The following is a 15,979-nucleotide window of genomic DNA, read 5'->3' as shown; positions in this document are numbered from 1 at the left end:
TGACGAGTTGGCTCGAGGCTCCTATGAGGTCACGTCCGTCCGGCGGCAGCGCTTGCTGCGTGCCCGGCCGGACGGGCGACAGATCAACGCCAGGACACCCGCGGGGGCGGTCGTGAGCAAGAGTCGGACCGTCACGGCCGGGACTACCCGATCCTTGCGGGATCCGGTACGAACGGACTGGCAGTCGTAGCAGGAGCCCGTTCTGCCCATACTTTGACGCAGTCCCAACTCCTTTATGAGGGAGCGGTATTCGCGTGAGATGTATTCGGCGAGTTCAACCGGTTGATGCAACATCTGCCGGGCGACCTCAGTCCCTGTCTTCCCCGACGAGTGGACCAGCGCGACCGCGGCCCGCTTGCTCTTCTTGCTCACTGCCTGGGACTGCTTCCTCCGGGACCTGTCGTCCCGGTATCAGGCTGTCCAGCTCAGAGGGGAACTTCACGAAAACGGTCCACCGACTCCGACGGCGGACCGTCACGCAGGATCGAGGCTGGACCGTACTTGTCACCCCGACACCGGAGCGGTAGGAAGCCAGGTGTGACCGAACAAGGGAAGTTCACCCGCGCCCTCGTAGGGCTTTCAGCCGTTGTAATCGCCGTCTGCGCTGTCGTGGTAACCATCAAGGTGGTGGGAAACCACCCGCAAGGGCCACTACTGGACCAGGAAGCAGTGGAACGGCAGGCGTCAGCCACCGCGCGGTCGACGGCGAAGGGGGGCATGTCCCGAGACGGGGTGTTCTGCCCAACCGCGATAGAGGCCAAGAAGGGCATCAAGTTCGAGTGCGATGTCTATGTGGCCCCCGGCCAGCCGGAAACGATCAAGGTCGAAGTTGTCGACGACCAAGGCAAGCTGAGCATGTCCAAGTTGTGAGGGCATGCCCTTATCGGAAACGGCCCCGACCGGACATGGGTTTTGGTCGGGGCCCTGCTTTGGGGGCCCGGAGCGGAAGAATTCGGCACTCCCCAGGACGACTGAACCGTTCCGGGTTCGGTGGGGTCTCGGTCATTCGGGAGGATCGAGTCATGGCACGTTCTTCCCGGTACCTGTTTGAGCTGCGCGAACGAGCTGTCCGTATGGTCGCCGAGGCGCGGCCGGACCGCGACGCGGAATGGTCCGTGAGGAAGGCTGTCGCCTCCGAGTTCGCCATCGGTGCGGCCGAGACCTTGCGCGAGGGTCTTTTGCAGGGCCGCGATCTGGCCCGAGCCGTCGGCCGCGGGCGCCGTGATGGGGTGGGCGTCGGCGGCGATGCCGGCGCCGGCGAATACCGCGTGGACGCGCGCGCCCCGGGCGCCGGCGTGCTCGGCGCTTTCGAGGACCATGACAGCGGTGCCTTCGCTGAGAACGAATCCGCTGCGGTCCGCGGCGAATGGCCGGGACGCTGATGCGGGGTCGACGGTGTACCACGAGAGTGCTCGTGCCTGGGTGAAGCCGGCGACGGTGATCGGTGTGACCGCGGCCTCGGTCCCGCCCGCGATGGCCACGTCCGCCTCGCCGACACGGATGAGCCTGGCCCCAGGGCGATCGCCTCGGCACTGGAAGAGCACGCCGAGACAGGTGTGGAGACCCCAGCCCGTGTGCCGTATTCGATGCTGATCAGCGCCGCCGCCGCATGGGGCATGAGCATCGGGACCGTGCGTGGCTGTTCGGCCCGGATAGCCGATGCGGTGTCGGGTCCCGCTGGGGGCCTGCGGGACCCGAACCCTCCTGGATGCCGTCTTCCGCACCGATTCGACCGGCGAGCCGACCTGCGCCCGTCACCCGGGCACCACCGCGGGCACGAGCCGAGTGCTACGGCCCGGGACGCGGCTTCTGGGAGACCGGGACTTCTCCGCCACCGCCTTCGTGAGCACGGGCGCGTCCACAGGCGCGGCCTTCCTCATCCGCGCCAAGACCCGCAGCACAGCGCTCAAGCTGCCGGTTTCGCGTCGTCTGCCCGACGGCACGTTCCTGTCCGGCGTAGGTGACGTCATCGTCCGGGGCATCGAGGCCGGCATCATCCTCCCCCCGCCGACGGCAGCGGTAAGCACCCAGTCACTCACCACACCCACCGGCTCGTCACCGGCCTGCTCGACCCCGACGAGGCGCCCGCCACCGTACGTGCTCTACCGAGAACGCTGGGAGATCGAGATCAGCCACTGCGAGCTGAAATCGACCGTCCTCGGCGGCAGAGTCCTACGCGGACGCCATCCCGCAGCCGTCACCCAGGAGACCTGGTCGCCCACGGCAGGCGGGACCCGTTCGGTTCGCTCTCCTCGACGGTCGATCCGCCTCCCTGTGCGCCGCAGCCGGTATCCGGTGTTTCCCTTCTCGCGAGAGCGGTCCGTTCCCTTTCTCGCGAGAGTGGTCCTGGAGGCGCATACTGCCCCCATGACCTCGTTCGTACGAGCGCTGCCGCACGTGCGCGAGCGCCTCGGCAGCGCAGTCTTCGAGCGGGTTGCCGGCCCTGGCGGGCCCGAAAACCGCGCTCGTATCCATCAGACACCCGGTCCGCGATGGTTCGGCCCCGAGCGGCCGATTCGCAGAGTCCACGGCGATGCGTCGATGTTCATCGGCGGGCTCCGGGCCCTGCTCCTGCAGTCGCTGCACCCGTTGGCCATGGCCGCGGTGGACGCACATTCCGGCTACCGCGGTGACCCGTGGGGGCGGCTGCAGCGAACAAGTACGTTCCTCGCCGTCACCACGTACGGGACATCCGAGCACGCCCGGCAAGCGGTCGAGCGGGTCCGTGAAGTCCACAGCCGAGTGCACGGGACGACCGAGTACAACGCCCCGTACGAGGCATCGGACCCGCATCTTCTCGGCTGGGTGCACGCCGCTGAAGTCGACAGTTTCCTCAGTGCCCACCAGTGCTTCGGAGCCGAGCCGCTCGACGCCGAGGGCTGCGACGCGTACGTAGCCGATCTGGCGAGGGTGGGAAAGGCGCTCGGCGTGGTGGACCCCCCGGGCAACCGCAGGGAACTGGACGAGCGGCTTGCCGGCTACCGGAGCGAACTGCGCAGTACGAGGGAAGCACGCGCCGCAGCGCACTTCATCCTGCTGCACCCGCCTCTACCGTGGCTCGCCCGCGCCCCCTATGCCGTTCTCGCTCTGAACGCGGTCGTATCCCTCCCGGACTGGGCCCAGAGCTTGTTGGGTCTGCCTCGGCTCCCGAGGCCGGTACAAGCGTGCGTGCCCCCGACGGGACATGCCCTGACCGCGGCCATCCGTTGGGTCATGACCCCACCGGCGTGACCGTGTGATCCCGCGCGCGGCCGTGGACCGGCGCGGGATCGCATGGCGGCGTCATGCGTCGTCGAAGGCCGCGTGCACGCACTTTCCTCCGGGCACGGATTCGGTGGATATCCGAGCCCCCATGTCATCGATGAGGTGAAGGCCCAGGCCCCCGGTGCCGCAAGCCGGATCCGGAGTGCGTGGGGCCGGTGGCGTGCACGAGGTATCGGTCACCGTGATGTCCAGGCTGTGCGCGGTGGTGGTCAGGGTGGGGGCGCGTGGGCCGGGGGCGTACCGGACCGCGCCCCGGACACCGGCGAACGCTATGAGACACGAGTAGACCAGGAAGGTGAGCGACTGCATCGCTCCGCACAGGACATACCCCTCGCGGCCCGAAGGAGCAGCGGTTGCCGCAGTGGACGGAGTGAGAACCGGGTGCGGCGGCGCTGCGGCCGGGGGAGTGGTGGCCGTCAGCGCGAGGGCCGGCTCCCGGACCGTGCTGTGCGCGTAGACGTCCCGTATGGAGACCTGCGGCAGGCCGGTGTGCCTCCGTACCCGCACGCAGAAATGAGCCATCACCAGGGAGGCGGCACTCAGATCCCGGGAGAAGTGGCTGGTGACCGCCACGCGTTCCCGCCCTATGACATCGGCCAGCACCGCGGCGAGCGCCGCTTCGGTGCGAGCGGCCTGCTCCGATGGGAGTCCGGGCTGGGCACGGGTGCCCTCAGGCGCCGAGCGTGGGACGGTGACCGGAGTTTTGACCATGGTGGCTCCCTCGGAAGGGTGCATTTCACGTAGAACCCGGCTCAGGGTGAGCCGCACGTGGACGCTCTCTGCCTTGAGTTCGAGGCAGAAAGCACGAAGGTTTGCCCATAAGGGAAAAAAATCCCAAGAGGGAGGAGACAACGGCCGGTGCGGGGTGCCGACGCGACGCGATTCCTGCCGGTGCCGAGCCGTGCCCGACCCTGCTGGTGGGAAAACCGTGGGAGTGCTGTCGGGCGACCCGGGCGACCACGAGGCCCTGGTCGCAATAACGGCCGCGACGGCTACGGCCCACCGGTCCCTGGGCCTGCCCGTCGACGCCGAGCGGGATGCGGAGTCGTCCCCGACGGCGCCCGAGGTTGTCCTTCGTCTGTGCGTGGACGCTCCCGGTGCCGCGCCGTTCGCTCGGAATGCCCAAGACGCCTCTCATCCTGGACGCGATCGTTCGCTGACCGCGCGTTGTCAGGCGGTCACTGTCCCGGATGGGACCGTATGACGCGGGAGATCACCGGCGGACGGCTCCACGCCCGGCCCTTGCGGACCGCGTCCGCACCTGCGCGGCGCGGCGCCGCCACCAGCTTCCCGAAGGCCCGCGGACCGAGTCCGGAGAACGGGGCTGTTCAGGACGGTTCCGACGCCGTGATCACACCACTCACACGGAGACCATCTCCTGTGCCCGGGGAACTCTGTGTGATGTCGCGCAGAATCCGATGGTGCTGCACGGCTCTGGCGTCAAGAATCACCGGATGCATGAAGTGAAGCTGTCCGACGGGATCATCACTCTGTCCCCTCTGCGCCTGGACGACGTGGAGGCGCACCTCGCGGGGGAGGACGAGCTACTCGTTCGCTGGCTCAACGGCGGCCCCGGCACGCGCGAGGGTATCGAAGCGTACTTCCGGCACTGCCGGGAGCAGTGGGACACCGCAGGGCCACTCCGTGCGTTCGGCATCCGGACGGGCGCCGACGAGGTGCTCGCGGGCACGATCGACTTGCGGTTCGCAGGAGAAGGTCTGGCGCCCGGCCAGGTGAACGCAGCCTACGGCCTCTATCCGTCCTGGCGGGGGCGTGGCCTGGCCACCCGCGCGGTCCTGTTGGCGTCCCGGTACGCGGCGAGCGAGGGAGGGACGGAAGTGGTCATCCAGGTCGAGCCGGAGAATCCCGGATCTGCCGCAGTCGCGCAGCGGGCAGGATTCACCCCCGGCACGCCGACGCACAGCAAGGGCGGCACACGCTTCGACTGGTACATCCGGGACCTGCGCCTCGCCGTCCGGTGACCATCAGCAGTTACGGGACGTCTTTGAAAGGGGGTTGCACAAGGCCGTGTTCGGGCAGGTCAGGGCCTGTGGTTACGGTTCTCCGGTCATGATGCGAGCGCGAGGTTGTGCAGGTGGGCGGCGGCTCGGACGGCGTGGGAGCCCTCGACCCGTACCTGTGACGGCGGCCGGTCATCGTGCTCGGGACGCTGCCGGAACCTGTCGCGTTCGTCGACCAGGAAGTACTCGGCCGGGCGCCTGTGCCGGAAGGGGCCGAAGTGCGGTGCGTCGCGACCTGCGCAGCCGGAGCATGCGTGGTCAGTGGCATTGGGTACGGTCTGCCCATGGATCGTCAGAGGGCAGGAGACGCACGGCAGGCGTGGAGCCGGGTGACCAGGTGGCTTGAGCATCATGCCGCTGATGTGTTCGCCGCTCTCGGCGGCAGGGGAAGTCCGGCGGCCATCTGCCGAGCCGAACTGCGCATGGGCCTGAAACTGCCGGATCAGCTGCGGCAGTGGTTTCTGACTCACGACATCGATGCAGGCCGGCAGCCACGTACGGGATCGGGTCTGGTGGCGCTGGGGTGCCCCGGAGTCATCCCCGGCGGCGGACTCCTTCTGGGCCTCATGGATGTCGAGCGTGTCTACCTCCACAAGATGGCCATGGAGGAAATGGAACCGTCCGGAGACCCCGACTTCCCGTCCTGGCGCAGGGAGTGGGTGCCGATCGTCTCGGAGCGCGACGGTGTCTACGGGAAGTTCGTGAATACGAGCACCGGAACGGTGGGGTCTTGGAGCGAGGGGGCGTCTCCTGCAGACAGCGAGTACATATCGTTGTTCGCCTTCTTCCAGGATGTGGCCGACCGGCTTGAAGGGGTTTCTTCGGGTGACTGGAGGGGGCCTCGCAGGGCCCCTGCACGTGGTCCGCGTCCGGAGGATGAGCCCGTACGTCTCTGGGCTCGTGCGAACGGCTACCTCGTAAATGAACGCGGCCGTATCCCCGCGGCCATCCGCGAGGCATACGAAGCATCACAGTGAGCGCCGGGACCGAAGGTGCCGGTCGCACCCAGTCGTTGTTCGCGGCGATGAGGACTGTTGCCTTGCAGCGCACTGCGAGCTCCTCGTACCTGGGGACAACGGCCCGGTGCCTCTTGAGGCGGTGGATGCCGCACTCAACGGGGTGCCTGGCCTTGTAGTCCTCCCGGTCGAACTTCGGTGGACGGCCGCAGCGGGGACCGCGCTCCTTGCGGTGGCGGGCCTCTCGGCCCCTGGACGACCGATGACGCGCGTTGACCTCTGCGGGAGTATGACCGCATGACGCAGATCGACAACCCGCTCCCTCGTCAAGTCGCCGACGCATACGTCGAGGCCCTTGTCGAGCTCGACCCGATCACGGGCACTTTCCTCGGCGTACCGGAGAGCTCCAGCCGCCTGCCCGACACCTCGCCGGCCGGCGCCGACGCCCTCGCGGCCCTCGCGCGGAAGACCCTCGCGCGCCTCACCGAGGCTGAGCGCTTGCCCGGCGCCGGCAACGGGACCGAGCGCCGCTGCGCCCGCTTGTTGCGCGAACGCCTCACCGCCGAACTCGCTGTTCACGAGGCCGGCGAACACCTGCGAGCCGTGGGCAACATGGCCACGCCGCCACACTTCGTCCGCGATGTGTTCACGGCGATGCCGACCCGGACCGATGAGGACTGGGCGGCCGTCGTCGAGCGCCTGCGGGCCGTACCCCGGGCGCTGGCCGGGTACCGCGAGTCCCTCGCCCTCGGTCTGGAACGCGAGCTGTACGCGGCCCCCCGCCCCACCGCCACCTTCGCCGGCCAGCTCGACGAATGGGCCGACACCGACGGCCGAGGGCGCGGCTGGTTCGAGGAGTTCACGGCGGGCGGTCCCGACGCGCTGCGCGGCGAGCTGGACGAGGCGGCCCACGCCGCCACCGCCGCCGTCGCCGGACTGCGCGACTGGATCCGCGAGGAGTACGAACCCGCCGTCCAAGCCGCCCCGGACACCGTCGGCCGCGAGCGCTACGCCCGCTGGGCCCGGTACTACAACGGCACCGACCTCGACCTCGACGAGGCGTACGCCTACGGCTGGTCGGAGTTCCACCGTCTACTGGCCGAGATGCGCGCAGAGGCCGAGCGAGTCCTCCCCGGCGCGGACACCCCCTGGACCGCCCTGGCCCGGCTGAGCGAGCACGGCCGGTACATCGAGGGCGAGAAAGAGGTCCGCGACTGGCTCCAGGAACTGATGGACCAGGCGATCACCGCCCTCGACGGCACCCATTTCGAACTCGCCGGCCGGGTACGGCGTGTGGAGTCCCGCATCGCGCCTTCCGGAGGCGGCGGAGGCCCGTACTACACCCCTCCCTCCGAGGACTTCTCGCGTCCCGGCCGCACCTGGCTGCCGACCATGGGACAGACCCGTTTCCCGGTGTACGACCTGGTGTCGACCTGGTACCACGAGGGTGTCCCCGGTCACCACCTCCAGCTCGCCCAGTGGATACACGTCTCAGGAGACCTCTCCCGCTACCAGGCGACCGTCGGCATGGTCAGCGCCAACATCGAGGGCTGGGCCCTCTACGCCGAGCGTCTGATGGACGAACTCGGCTTTCTGACGGACGCCGAGGAACGGCTCGGCTATCTGGACGCGCAGATGATGCGGGCACTGCGGGTGATCGTCGACATCGGCGTGCACCTGGAGCTGGAGATCCCGGACGGCTCCCCCTTCCATCCGGGTGAGCGATGGACGCCCGACCTCGCCCAGGAGTTCATCGGCGCGCACAGCAGCCGCCCGGCGCACTACGTGGAGAGCCAGCTCACCCGCTACCTGACGATGCCGGGGCAAGCGATCGGCTACAAGCTCGGGGAACGGGCCTGGCTCCTCGGCCGGGAAAGGGCCAAGGAGCGCCGCGGTGAGGCATTCGACCTGAAAGCCTGGCACATGGCCGCCCTTTCCCAGGGCTCCCTGGGCCTGGACGATCTGGTCGACGAGCTCTCCCGCCTCTGACCGCCGGGACGGCCCCGCCCCGGACGCGGACGACCTTCCGGGCGGGGCACCGCCCGGCGGGCCGCCGGTCCGCGATACCCGCCTCGATCGACCGCGCCCTCTGCCTGGGGGCGGACTGCGCCGCCGACGAAGAACGCCGGCTGCTGACCGCGGTGTCCCGGACGACACCGAGTTCGCCACCCAGCCACAGCTGGCCACCGCCATGCTCCAGCGTGTCCGTCCGCTTGCAGGATGCTCGTAGGCTTGCACCCCATGACGACGCGGACAGCGGGGGACCGGGTGCTCAATCCGTGGACCCGCACGACCAGCAGCGCACCGTACGCGGTCCCCGAAGACCTGCCGCACTTGCAAGCCCTCGCCGACACCCAAGTCCTCGCCTCGGACGCGCCGTACCGGCTCAACCTGACACTCCCGCCGGAACCGTTCATCGGCCTCCACACCGCGCCCCTGGTCATGCTGCTGGCCAACCCGGGCGTGAGCGACGCAGACCCGGCCGCCTACGCCCGGCCCGGCGTGACCGAGCGAACCCTGCAGCACATCGCGAACGCCGGCGGGACCCCCAACCACTTCCTGACGCACCCCGACAAGGACCATCCAGGACTCCGGTGGTGGTCCCGGACCCTGAACGGCCTGACGAAGCAGGGATACAGTCACGACGAACTCGCCCGGCAGATCCTTGCCGTGCAGTTCCACGGCTACCATTCGCGGTCGTGGCGGCCGATCCCGTATACGCTGCCCTCCCAGTCGTTCTCCTTCCACCTGGTGCGCCGCGCCATGTCCCGTGACGCGGTGATCGTCCTCGGGCGCATCGCGGCCACCTGGAAGATCGCCGTGCCGGAGCTGGCGTCGTATCCGAATGTGGTGACGCCGAAACAAAACCGGAGCGTGCAGATCAGCCGGGGCAACTTCAGCCCTGAGGACTTCGAGCGGATCGAGCAAGCCCTCAAGAGCTGAGCACCCACGGCGATGCGGTGCGCGCCCAGCGGGAGAGGTGGTCAGAGGTTGGCACGCGCTTCGGCCAGCTTCACGTCCGCCGCCCGCATCTCCCCGCATGCCTGCGGGTGCCTCTGATCCATCTCCTCCAGCCGTACCGGCGACTTGGACAGAGCCGTGGTCGCCTTCAGGTCCAGTTCGGCGTCGACCTCGTACGGCTTTTGTGAACCGATCGGCGCCGGTCGCGGCGACGACCTCACATGCGCCATCGCCGCGATCTTTCCTTCGACCCCGCCGAAGTAGATCCACAGCCGGTCGCCGTCCCTCATCCGCTTCAGCGGCTTCCCGAGCCACCACTCGGTCGGACCGGAGTCTTCGCGCGCCAGCCTCGCGACCCGCGCAGGGGTGGAGGGGCCGTTCTCGATCGTGTCGCGCTCCGGGTCCAGGCAGTACAGCCAGTCCCGAGGGCCGACGACCTGGTAGACAGCGCGTCCGCCTCGGTTCGGAATCTTTTCCAGCACCTCCTGCTCGGCCAGCGCCCGCAGCAGTGCGCGGGCCCGCTTGTCGTCGGTCTCCCATCCGTAGCTGTTCATGGTGGCGACGACGCGGGCCGTGTCCCACTCTCCGTCCTCGCCGATCACCCGGCTCTCCAACACCTCCACCTGGGTCAGCCGTGTCTGAGTGCGTGGCCGGCCGTGCCGTTCCAGCAGGTCGTACAGCTTCGCCGCGCCCATGCTCGCGGCGATGCCGAGGGCGCTCCGGTCCACGGTGCCGCTTTCGTCGACCGCCACGATGGCCCTCTCCCGCCAATCCTCCAGGCCCTCCAGCAGTCTGGTCACGGCTTCGATGTCCCGCCACAGGTCATGAGGCGCGGCCTGCTCCGCCAGCAGCACCTCGTCTTGCAGTGCGGCGCGCACCACTCGGGCGAGCTGGTCGGAGGAGATGACAACGCTCTCCTGGCTTCCGTCGTCACCGAAATTGAAGTCGACCCGCGTCGCCATGAGGACTCCTCTTCTCTGGATCGAAGAGGAGGTTACGTCCTGCTTCTGTCGGCGCGCCACCGCTTCGACAGTACGGGGCAGTTGGTCATCCCGAAGCGATCGGTCAGGTCGTGGGTGCGGCCCGGCAGGGCGGGCGAGATTCACAGCACCCCGCCATACGGGTCGGTGACGACCCGGACGCTCATTCCGTGCTGGTGAGTTTGGCGGAATGGTCGGCGCGGCCGTCGCCGACCCGTATGGCGAGGGTCCCGTCGGGGGGAATCAAGCCCTGATCGTGCTCGCTCGGCATTTCCGGCAGGCCCGGCGCTCGGCCGGCGAGCCGGCTGAAACGGCCATGACGCAGGCGTGCGCGGTGCCCACGGGTATTCCGGAGGCGGCTGCGAGACGTGCGAGGGGGCATGGCGGTGCAGGTACGCGAGAGCGACGATCGCACGTTGGTACGGCGGGAGTTTGTCCCGCCTGTCACCCTCACGAGTGATGATGACCATCGTGACCCACTCGAGCAGGGTGTGCGGGAGGAGAGGTGACCGACAGGGTTCCAGTGCCGATGGGTTGAGACTTCGAACCAGCTTCCTCAACGACACGGGAGCCCTGTCCGTTGCAGCTCCTGCTCTCACGTCGCCTCCGTCACCCCATCGGTGGCCGCGTTGAAGATGTTCCCTTGTCAGATGGCTTGAGAGGCTGTCTCCCCAGGACCGTCGGCTGCCAACCCCACCTTGCCTCCGCTGATTTCGTCCCCGGTGATCCACCGACGGATCAATTCCCGGTCCTCCTCGGAGAGCGACATCCGTGCGTTCGCACACAATGTGTAGACGTTTTCCACCCACGCTGCGGCAAGGGTCTCTGCTGTAACGCCTTTGGTCATCTGCTCTCCCACATAGATGAGCCCCTTGAGTACGAAGTTGACGGCGTTGCGATTTACGGCGTTTCCGCGCAATTCGGTTTCGTCTCGAATTCTCTTCGACGTCGGGTACAGTTGAAACGCAGAACTCTGCAAGTCCTGGGCGAGGACCTCGAACAGCAGGGCATAGGCGTCCGGCTGCAATGCCGGCACATCGGTCAGGGCACTCACCTGAGCAAGAAGACGTGGAAGCTGTGCCCGGCCACCCTTGTCCTCAAAGGAGTGCAGCGTTGGATCGAGAATGTATCCGGGTGGCGTGGCAACATATTCAAGATCATTGCAATGAGTCTTCACGAATCCGCTGAAGCTTCCGGCGTCGTACCATGCGGAATCCTTCATCGAGGGATCGATGTTGAGTGCTGCCTGTGCCGCGGCAGCTGAGGCGAGCGGACGGGGTGCCGCCCGTACAACGCGGTAGATCTCCTTGACGACTGCCTCGCGCTTGTCGTTGCCCGCTTGTTGTGGAAGGACAAGCGCGACCTGCTCGGCGTCGCGGTCGAGCGTCACCTTGGTCGCGTGGAACTCGTGCCTGAGCGAGGCCGCGGCGAGTTGCTCAGGCGTCACGAACACATCGCATGTCGCCCTGAAGGCGGCGGCGCTCAGGCCGGCCGCCACCACCGTCGTCCGCCGATCCTTGGCCCGGAGTCTCTGCAGCACGGGGGTGAAATCGGCGTCCGCGGACATGATCACAAACTCGTCATACAGGGTCTCGTCCGCGAGGGCATCCATGATGTCGAGCACCATGTAGATGTCGGCGCTGTTCTTGCCCCGGGAAGTCAAGGGCGGGCAGTCGATTGACCGAAATCCACTGCGCGTGAAGAAGGCGCGGTACCTGGCGAAAGCTTCCGGGTTGATGTACACGTTCCGCACGAGGAAGCGGCGAGTGGGGCCACTCTGGGTAGCTTCGCCTGTATCGCTCTTTCCTTCCAGCCAACTCATCCACCTGTCTGGACGGGTCGCGAACGCTTCAGCCGCCTCCGGGTCCATATCGCGAAGCCCCAAGTAGATGTTGTCGAAGTCCACGAATAATGCGGACTTGATCGTCGCCGAATTGGCGCCATCGAATGTCTCTTTAATCAACGACCCACCTCCACTGATCACCTCGCGGAGCGCTCACTCAGGGGGAGTGATCCAGGCAGCCATGACACCGACGAGGGGAGCATGGATGCGTTCCTGGACCGAAAGGCCGACAGGAATAAACGGTCAGGGCTCTGATCGAGGCGTTTGCCGCACAGGACCCTGGATTCTACGAGGCGGACCGGGCGACGGCCAGACCCATACAGAAGATCTCCGGCCCTGGCAGGGTAAAGCGCTCCGGGTCTGTTGGAGGCTCGATTCCCTGTGCCCCGGGTGGACGACCAGCCCTGGGGTGCCCTCGCCACCGCCCTCATGGCCACCGAGCCGGACGCCCGTACGCGTCTACACCGCTACTGAGCCGTGACCGGCAGACCGCCCCGGCTCCGGCGCGGGGGAGCCGGTCCGGCCTGTAGCCCTCGCCTACGGGGCGGGCTCGTGGATGAAGGCGGGGTCGGCGCACGACTCGGCGAGACCGAGAAGAGCGCCGGTCGTGCGCCGTCTCGCCGTTCCCGCCGCGGGAGCGTGTGCGGTGACCGGCGCCGCCTCGGCGTGGACGGCTGCGAGGGTCGTCTTCAGCGCGGTCCGGGAGGGGCCGACTGGGTCCTTACGATGCCTTGGAACGCTACGCTGGTCCCTGGTCACGCACGTGTCCATGAGCGTCGGGAGAATCCATGACCGCGCCTGAGGCGGAGCAGCCCACCCCGCCGTCCTACCCACCGAAGACCCCGCCCCCGCCGAAGAAGCCCGTCTCCCCGCCCCGGCCGGAAACTCTGGCCGCCCCGGCCACAACACCGGCCGGGCCCGGTCGACTTGCGCGTACGGTGCGGCGCGGCGTGAGTATGTGTAACCGGCGCGGGGCGAACTGGACGATCGAGTCGGCTCCCTGGGCCGCCGGTGTGGCACGGCGCAAGGTGACCGAGCAGCTCACGGAATGGGGATACCGCCCGGACGCGGAAGCCATCGAATCCGTGACGGGCTTGCTCGTCAACGCTGCGGTGGCCGACGGCGGCCGACGCGTCAGCGTGCACGTGTCCGACCAGGACCAGCAGGCATGCATCCTCGCCCTGTCCCACCACACCCCCGCAGCCGCGGGTCACGAGCCGGGTGGCGACGACATCCTGCACCAGGTCACCGCGGTCTCCGCTGTGACGGGGTGTGGCACGGAGACGGGAGCGGACGGCCGGCGCATCTGGGCCGTCATCAGCCTCTGAAACCCGCTCAACCCCACCACGGCGGGCACCGCCGACGCGAAGGGCAGCTCTGCCCGCCGGCCCGCCACCGTCCCGGGGCGGCCACGAGGAGCGGGCTCCCTGTCAAGATGCCGCCACCCGAAGGAATGACTGCCACTCAACTTTCTCCCAGTGAAGCCGCAGTGCGGCGGGGTCGAAGGCGTCGGTGTCGGACATGGTGAAGCCGTGGATGGTGCCGGGGTAGATCTCGGAGGTGTAGCCGACACCCGCCGCGTCCAGGGACTTGTTGAGCTCGCCGAGGGTCTCGGGCGTCAAGTCGCTCTCGGTGTGGCCGAAGTGGACCTCGGCTGTGAGCTTGGAGAGGCTGTCGGGTCCGTCGATTCCCACCGGGCCGTGGAATGCGGCGAGGGCGGCCACCTGGCCGGGGTGAGCCGCGGCGGTGCGCGTCGCCAGGAGTCCGCCGACGCAGTAGCCGGTCACCGCAACCGGTCCGGCGCTGACCTCGTGCTGGGCGGTGAGGAACGTGAGGTAGGCGTCGGCGTCGCTCAGGACCCGTTCTCGGGTGGGCGCCTCGATCAAGGGCATCAACCGGGCGAAGACCGCGGACCGGCCCTCTTCTCCGATGTGCTCGGGAAGTTCGATCACCGGTGCCGGGCCATGCCGGTGGAAGAGATGGGGGCCAGCACGTCGTACCCGTGCCCGGCCGGCTCGGGGGCCATCTCCCGCAGTATGGGCCGGATCCCGAAGCCGTCGGCGTACATCAGCACCCCTGGGTGCCGCCCGCCACCGTCGGGGAAGGACGCGAACGCGTCGGCCCGGCCGTCCGCGGTGGGAATCTGCCGCATCTTGGTGGGCGTGAATCCTCCTGTCGGGGGTGACGGGTCGAACCTGTGATCAACAACGACGGAGGCGGAGCCCGCACAGCAGCGCGAGATCCTCGATCCAGCAGCGGGCCGGCGCCGGCCCGTGCGGCGCTCAGCGGAGCACCGGATCGCCGATCCGTGTGTGGCGCGATGCCGTCCCGGTAGTCATGGCTGCACAACGTGGCCCAACGGATGAAGCCGATGCCGGCCCAGCAGGCCACCGTGCTGTTCGCGAAAATGATCTCGGCCGACACCTCGGGATCAGCCGGGCCACGTTCCACCGCCACGACCAGGACCTGCTCACCGGCTACTTCGAGCACCGGTCTCCCTGCCGCGCGGAGAACCTCGCCGGTGCACCAGGCCGGGCGTTCCGGGTACAACCTGCAACGGCTCCGGCGTGAGAACGCAGACCTGGGCGCCCCCGCTCCCACTCCACGAGGAAGCGATCCGCCGGCTCGGCTCCGAAGACCCCGCCCTGCGGCAGGGGCGGAACGGTTTCCTCCTGCCGCTCCGCCGAGTCGGGGCGAGCACGCGCCCAGGGCTGCACACTGAGCTTTTTCAGAGTGGCCACTGATCGAGTGATCGCTGCGCCGAAACACGCTGGTTGTCACGTAGGCGGGCTTGCTGTCGCTGCGGCCGGGGCTGCATGCGTTGGAGCTGGTTGAGGCGGCCAGGGGTTGTCAGTGGCTGGTGGCAGGATCACCGGCATGGTTTTCGTACGTACTACTCCGCCGCGGCGCGTGGACGTGGCCGCGGTCTTTCCCGAGCTGGCGCCGTTGGCGCGTGCTGCGATCCGGCTGCACCCTCGTCCTGGCGCGCCTTCTGTCGAGGACAGCTCGGTCGGGGGGCCGTTGCTGTGGCCGGCTGGAGAGCCGTGGCCGCACTGTGAAGCCTCGCACCTGCACGTGGACAGCGGGTTCCGCCAGTCGCCGGCCGCCGTGCGGCTCAAGAGACGCATGCAGGCCCGGTGGCACCGTGATCACCATGGCCGTGGGACAACGCCCGAGGAGGCGGCGGTCAAGGAGCGGAACGCCGCGATGCTCGCGGAGCGATTCGCCGTGGGCCCTCCACCCGCGGACTGCCCGGTCCCCATGCTGCCCGTGGCCCAGCTGCATTTGCGCGACATACCCCTGTTGCGACCGCCCGGACAGGCCGATCTGCTCCAGATTCTGTGGTGCCCCTACGACCACGATCCGCATCACAAGCCGTCAACCGCACTGTTCTGGCGGTCCGCCGCCGAGGTCGTCGACATCCTCGCCACACCGCCCGAACCATACGAGGTGAACGGTGACGGCTATCTTCCGGAGCCGTGCGTACTGGCACCGGAAGCGATCACCGAGTACCCCAACAGCCTCGATCTGAGCCCGCAGATGCAGCTGATGGTGGAGGACTGGGGCAGATGGCAGGCGGCCGACGTCGACGTGGACGGCTCCGAGCACGCGGACTGTCCGCGGGACTTCTATGACGTCCATCTGGCTGACGCGCCCGGCTGGAAGGTAGGCGGCTGGCCTCCGTGGGGCCGCACCGACCCCAGTCCCCGGTACTGCACTGTCTGTGATGTGCAGATGGTCCCGCTGCTGACCATCGCCTCCTACGAATGGGACGGCGGTGAGGGACACAGCTGGGCACCTTACGAAGACCAGGCCGCCGCCAATGCCGCCGGGCGTTGCTGCGGCCAGAGCCCCTCGCAGCCGACCAAGGTCGAAGTCGGCAGCACCGACAACATGCAGATCTACGTCTGCCCGGCCTCCCCCGAGCATCCGCACACCGACCTGATCCAATGA

General features: G+C 68.3%; 12 protein-coding genes and 4 pseudogenes. 8 read left to right on the top strand and 8 right to left on the bottom strand.

Translation table 11 applies throughout. The features are described from left to right. Nucleotides 1–537 precede the first annotated feature (537 nt). A complete protein-coding gene (locus ABZ564_RS15995) occupies nucleotides 538–870 on the top strand; it encodes a DUF4333 domain-containing protein (RefSeq protein ID WP_360855838.1) in 333 nt (110 codons plus the stop codon). Here the strand turns inward: ABZ564_RS15995 and ABZ564_RS15990 are convergent. Further along, on the bottom strand, nucleotides 789–1,481 hold the full coding sequence (locus tag ABZ564_RS15990) for a beta-ketoacyl synthase N-terminal-like domain-containing protein (protein WP_360855835.1): 693 nt from the start codon (nucleotides 1,479–1,481) through the stop codon (nucleotides 789–791). The genes ABZ564_RS15995 and ABZ564_RS15990 overlap by 82 nt on opposite strands. A 92-nt stretch (nucleotides 1,482–1,573) precedes the next feature. Beyond that, nucleotides 1,574–1,618: pseudogene (locus tag ABZ564_RS15985) on the bottom strand (hypothetical protein); the annotation flags it as partial. A gap of 749 nt (nucleotides 1,619–2,367) precedes the next feature. Here ABZ564_RS15985 and ABZ564_RS15980 point away from each other — a divergent pair. After that, the gene (locus tag ABZ564_RS15980) at nucleotides 2,368–3,231 is read left to right on the top strand and encodes an oxygenase MpaB family protein (protein ID WP_360855832.1); all 864 of its coding nucleotides are present in this window, start codon (nucleotides 2,368–2,370) and stop codon (nucleotides 3,229–3,231) included. A 51-nt stretch (nucleotides 3,232–3,282) separates the two neighbouring features. Here the strand turns inward: ABZ564_RS15980 and ABZ564_RS15975 are convergent, their stop codons facing one another. Beyond that, nucleotides 3,283–3,975, bottom strand: coding sequence for a phosphopantetheine-binding protein (locus ABZ564_RS15975; protein ID WP_360855829.1), 693 nt, complete (start codon nucleotides 3,973–3,975; stop codon nucleotides 3,283–3,285). A 509-nt stretch (nucleotides 3,976–4,484) separates the two neighbouring features. Beyond that, nucleotides 4,485–4,628: pseudogene (locus ABZ564_RS15970) on the bottom strand (IS5/IS1182 family transposase); the annotation flags it as partial. A gap of 90 nt (nucleotides 4,629–4,718) precedes the next feature. On the opposite strand from ABZ564_RS15970, the gene ABZ564_RS15965 reads away from it, so the two are divergent. The 4 genes from ABZ564_RS15965 (at nucleotide 4,719) to ABZ564_RS15950 (ending at nucleotide 9,184) form a co-directional block, all read left to right on the top strand. Then, nucleotides 4,719–5,246 (top strand): GNAT family N-acetyltransferase, encoded by a 528-nt coding sequence (locus ABZ564_RS15965; RefSeq protein ID WP_360855826.1) that lies wholly within the window; start codon nucleotides 4,719–4,721, stop codon nucleotides 5,244–5,246. A 323-nt stretch (nucleotides 5,247–5,569) separates the two neighbouring features. After that, nucleotides 5,570–6,262, top strand: coding sequence for a histone-like nucleoid-structuring protein Lsr2 (locus ABZ564_RS15960; RefSeq protein WP_360855823.1), 693 nt, complete (start codon nucleotides 5,570–5,572; stop codon nucleotides 6,260–6,262). A gap of 276 nt (nucleotides 6,263–6,538) precedes the next feature. Continuing rightward, on the top strand, nucleotides 6,539–8,230 hold the full coding sequence (locus ABZ564_RS15955; RefSeq protein WP_360855820.1) for a DUF885 domain-containing protein: 1,692 nt from the start codon (nucleotides 6,539–6,541) through the stop codon (nucleotides 8,228–8,230). A gap of 252 nt (nucleotides 8,231–8,482) precedes the next feature. Next, nucleotides 8,483–9,184 carry a hypothetical protein gene (locus ABZ564_RS15950; protein WP_360855817.1) on the top strand — a complete coding sequence of 234 codons (702 nt, stop codon included), beginning with the start codon at nucleotides 8,483–8,485 and terminating at the stop codon, nucleotides 9,182–9,184. Between the two features lie 41 nt (nucleotides 9,185–9,225). Here ABZ564_RS15950 and ABZ564_RS15945 read toward each other — a convergent pair whose 3' ends face one another. The 3 genes and pseudogenes from ABZ564_RS15945 to ABZ564_RS15935 all read right to left on the bottom strand — a co-directional run bounded on the left by ABZ564_RS15945 (nucleotide 9,226) and on the right by ABZ564_RS15935 (nucleotide 12,145). Then, the gene (locus ABZ564_RS15945) at nucleotides 9,226–10,164 is read right to left on the bottom strand and encodes a hypothetical protein (RefSeq protein WP_360855814.1); all 939 of its coding nucleotides are present in this window, start codon (nucleotides 10,162–10,164) and stop codon (nucleotides 9,226–9,228) included. 143 nt (nucleotides 10,165–10,307) lie between these two features. After that, nucleotides 10,308–10,706: pseudogene (locus tag ABZ564_RS15940) on the bottom strand (IS5/IS1182 family transposase); the annotation flags it as partial. A 122-nt stretch (nucleotides 10,707–10,828) separates the two neighbouring features. Then, nucleotides 10,829–12,145, bottom strand: coding sequence for an NYN domain-containing protein (locus ABZ564_RS15935; RefSeq protein ID WP_360855812.1), 1,317 nt, complete (start codon nucleotides 12,143–12,145; stop codon nucleotides 10,829–10,831). 836 nt (nucleotides 12,146–12,981) lie between these two features. Here ABZ564_RS15935 and ABZ564_RS15930 point away from each other — a divergent pair. Further along, nucleotides 12,982–13,353 carry a hypothetical protein gene (locus tag ABZ564_RS15930; protein ID WP_360855966.1) on the top strand — a complete coding sequence of 124 codons (372 nt, stop codon included), beginning with the start codon at nucleotides 12,982–12,984 and terminating at the stop codon, nucleotides 13,351–13,353. A 102-nt stretch (nucleotides 13,354–13,455) separates the two neighbouring features. Here ABZ564_RS15930 and ABZ564_RS15925 read toward each other — a convergent pair. Beyond that, nucleotides 13,456–14,177, bottom strand: a pseudogene (locus ABZ564_RS15925) (dienelactone hydrolase family protein). A 725-nt stretch (nucleotides 14,178–14,902) separates the two neighbouring features. On the opposite strand from ABZ564_RS15925, the gene ABZ564_RS15920 reads away from it, so the two are divergent. Further along, nucleotides 14,903–15,979 (top strand): hypothetical protein, encoded by a 1,077-nt coding sequence (locus ABZ564_RS15920; protein ID WP_360855809.1) that lies wholly within the window; start codon nucleotides 14,903–14,905, stop codon nucleotides 15,977–15,979.

It is taken from the genome of Streptomyces sp. NPDC019224 (assembly GCF_040632605.1).
Classification (GTDB): domain Bacteria; phylum Actinomycetota; class Actinomycetes; order Streptomycetales; family Streptomycetaceae; genus Streptomyces.
The sequence above is the reverse complement of the archived record's forward strand: the minus strand, read 5'-3'. Positions and strand labels throughout refer to the sequence as shown.

Excerpts from the sequence above, each read along its gene's own strand:
- ABZ564_RS15950 (WP_360855817.1), top strand. The coding sequence starts at position 8,483 with ATGACGACGCGGACAGCGGGGGACCGGGTGCTCAATCCGTGGACCCGC.
- ABZ564_RS15955 (WP_360855820.1), top strand. The coding sequence starts at position 6,539 with ATGACGCAGATCGACAACCCGCTCCCTCGTCAAGTCGCCGACGCATAC.
- ABZ564_RS15930 (WP_360855966.1), top strand. The coding sequence starts at position 12,982 with ATGTGTAACCGGCGCGGGGCGAACTGGACGATCGAGTCGGCTCCCTGG.
- ABZ564_RS15980 (WP_360855832.1), top strand. The coding sequence starts at position 2,368 with ATGACCTCGTTCGTACGAGCGCTGCCGCACGTGCGCGAGCGCCTCGGC.
- ABZ564_RS15960 (WP_360855823.1), top strand. The coding sequence starts at position 5,570 with ATGGATCGTCAGAGGGCAGGAGACGCACGGCAGGCGTGGAGCCGGGTG.
- ABZ564_RS15920 (WP_360855809.1), top strand. The coding sequence starts at position 14,903 with ATGGTTTTCGTACGTACTACTCCGCCGCGGCGCGTGGACGTGGCCGCG.
- ABZ564_RS15975 (WP_360855829.1), bottom strand. The coding sequence starts at position 3,975 with ATGGTCAAAACTCCGGTCACCGTCCCACGCTCGGCGCCTGAGGGCACC.
- ABZ564_RS15945 (WP_360855814.1), bottom strand. The coding sequence starts at position 10,164 with ATGGCGACGCGGGTCGACTTCAATTTCGGTGACGACGGAAGCCAGGAG.
- ABZ564_RS15965 (WP_360855826.1), top strand. The coding sequence starts at position 4,719 with ATGCATGAAGTGAAGCTGTCCGACGGGATCATCACTCTGTCCCCTCTG.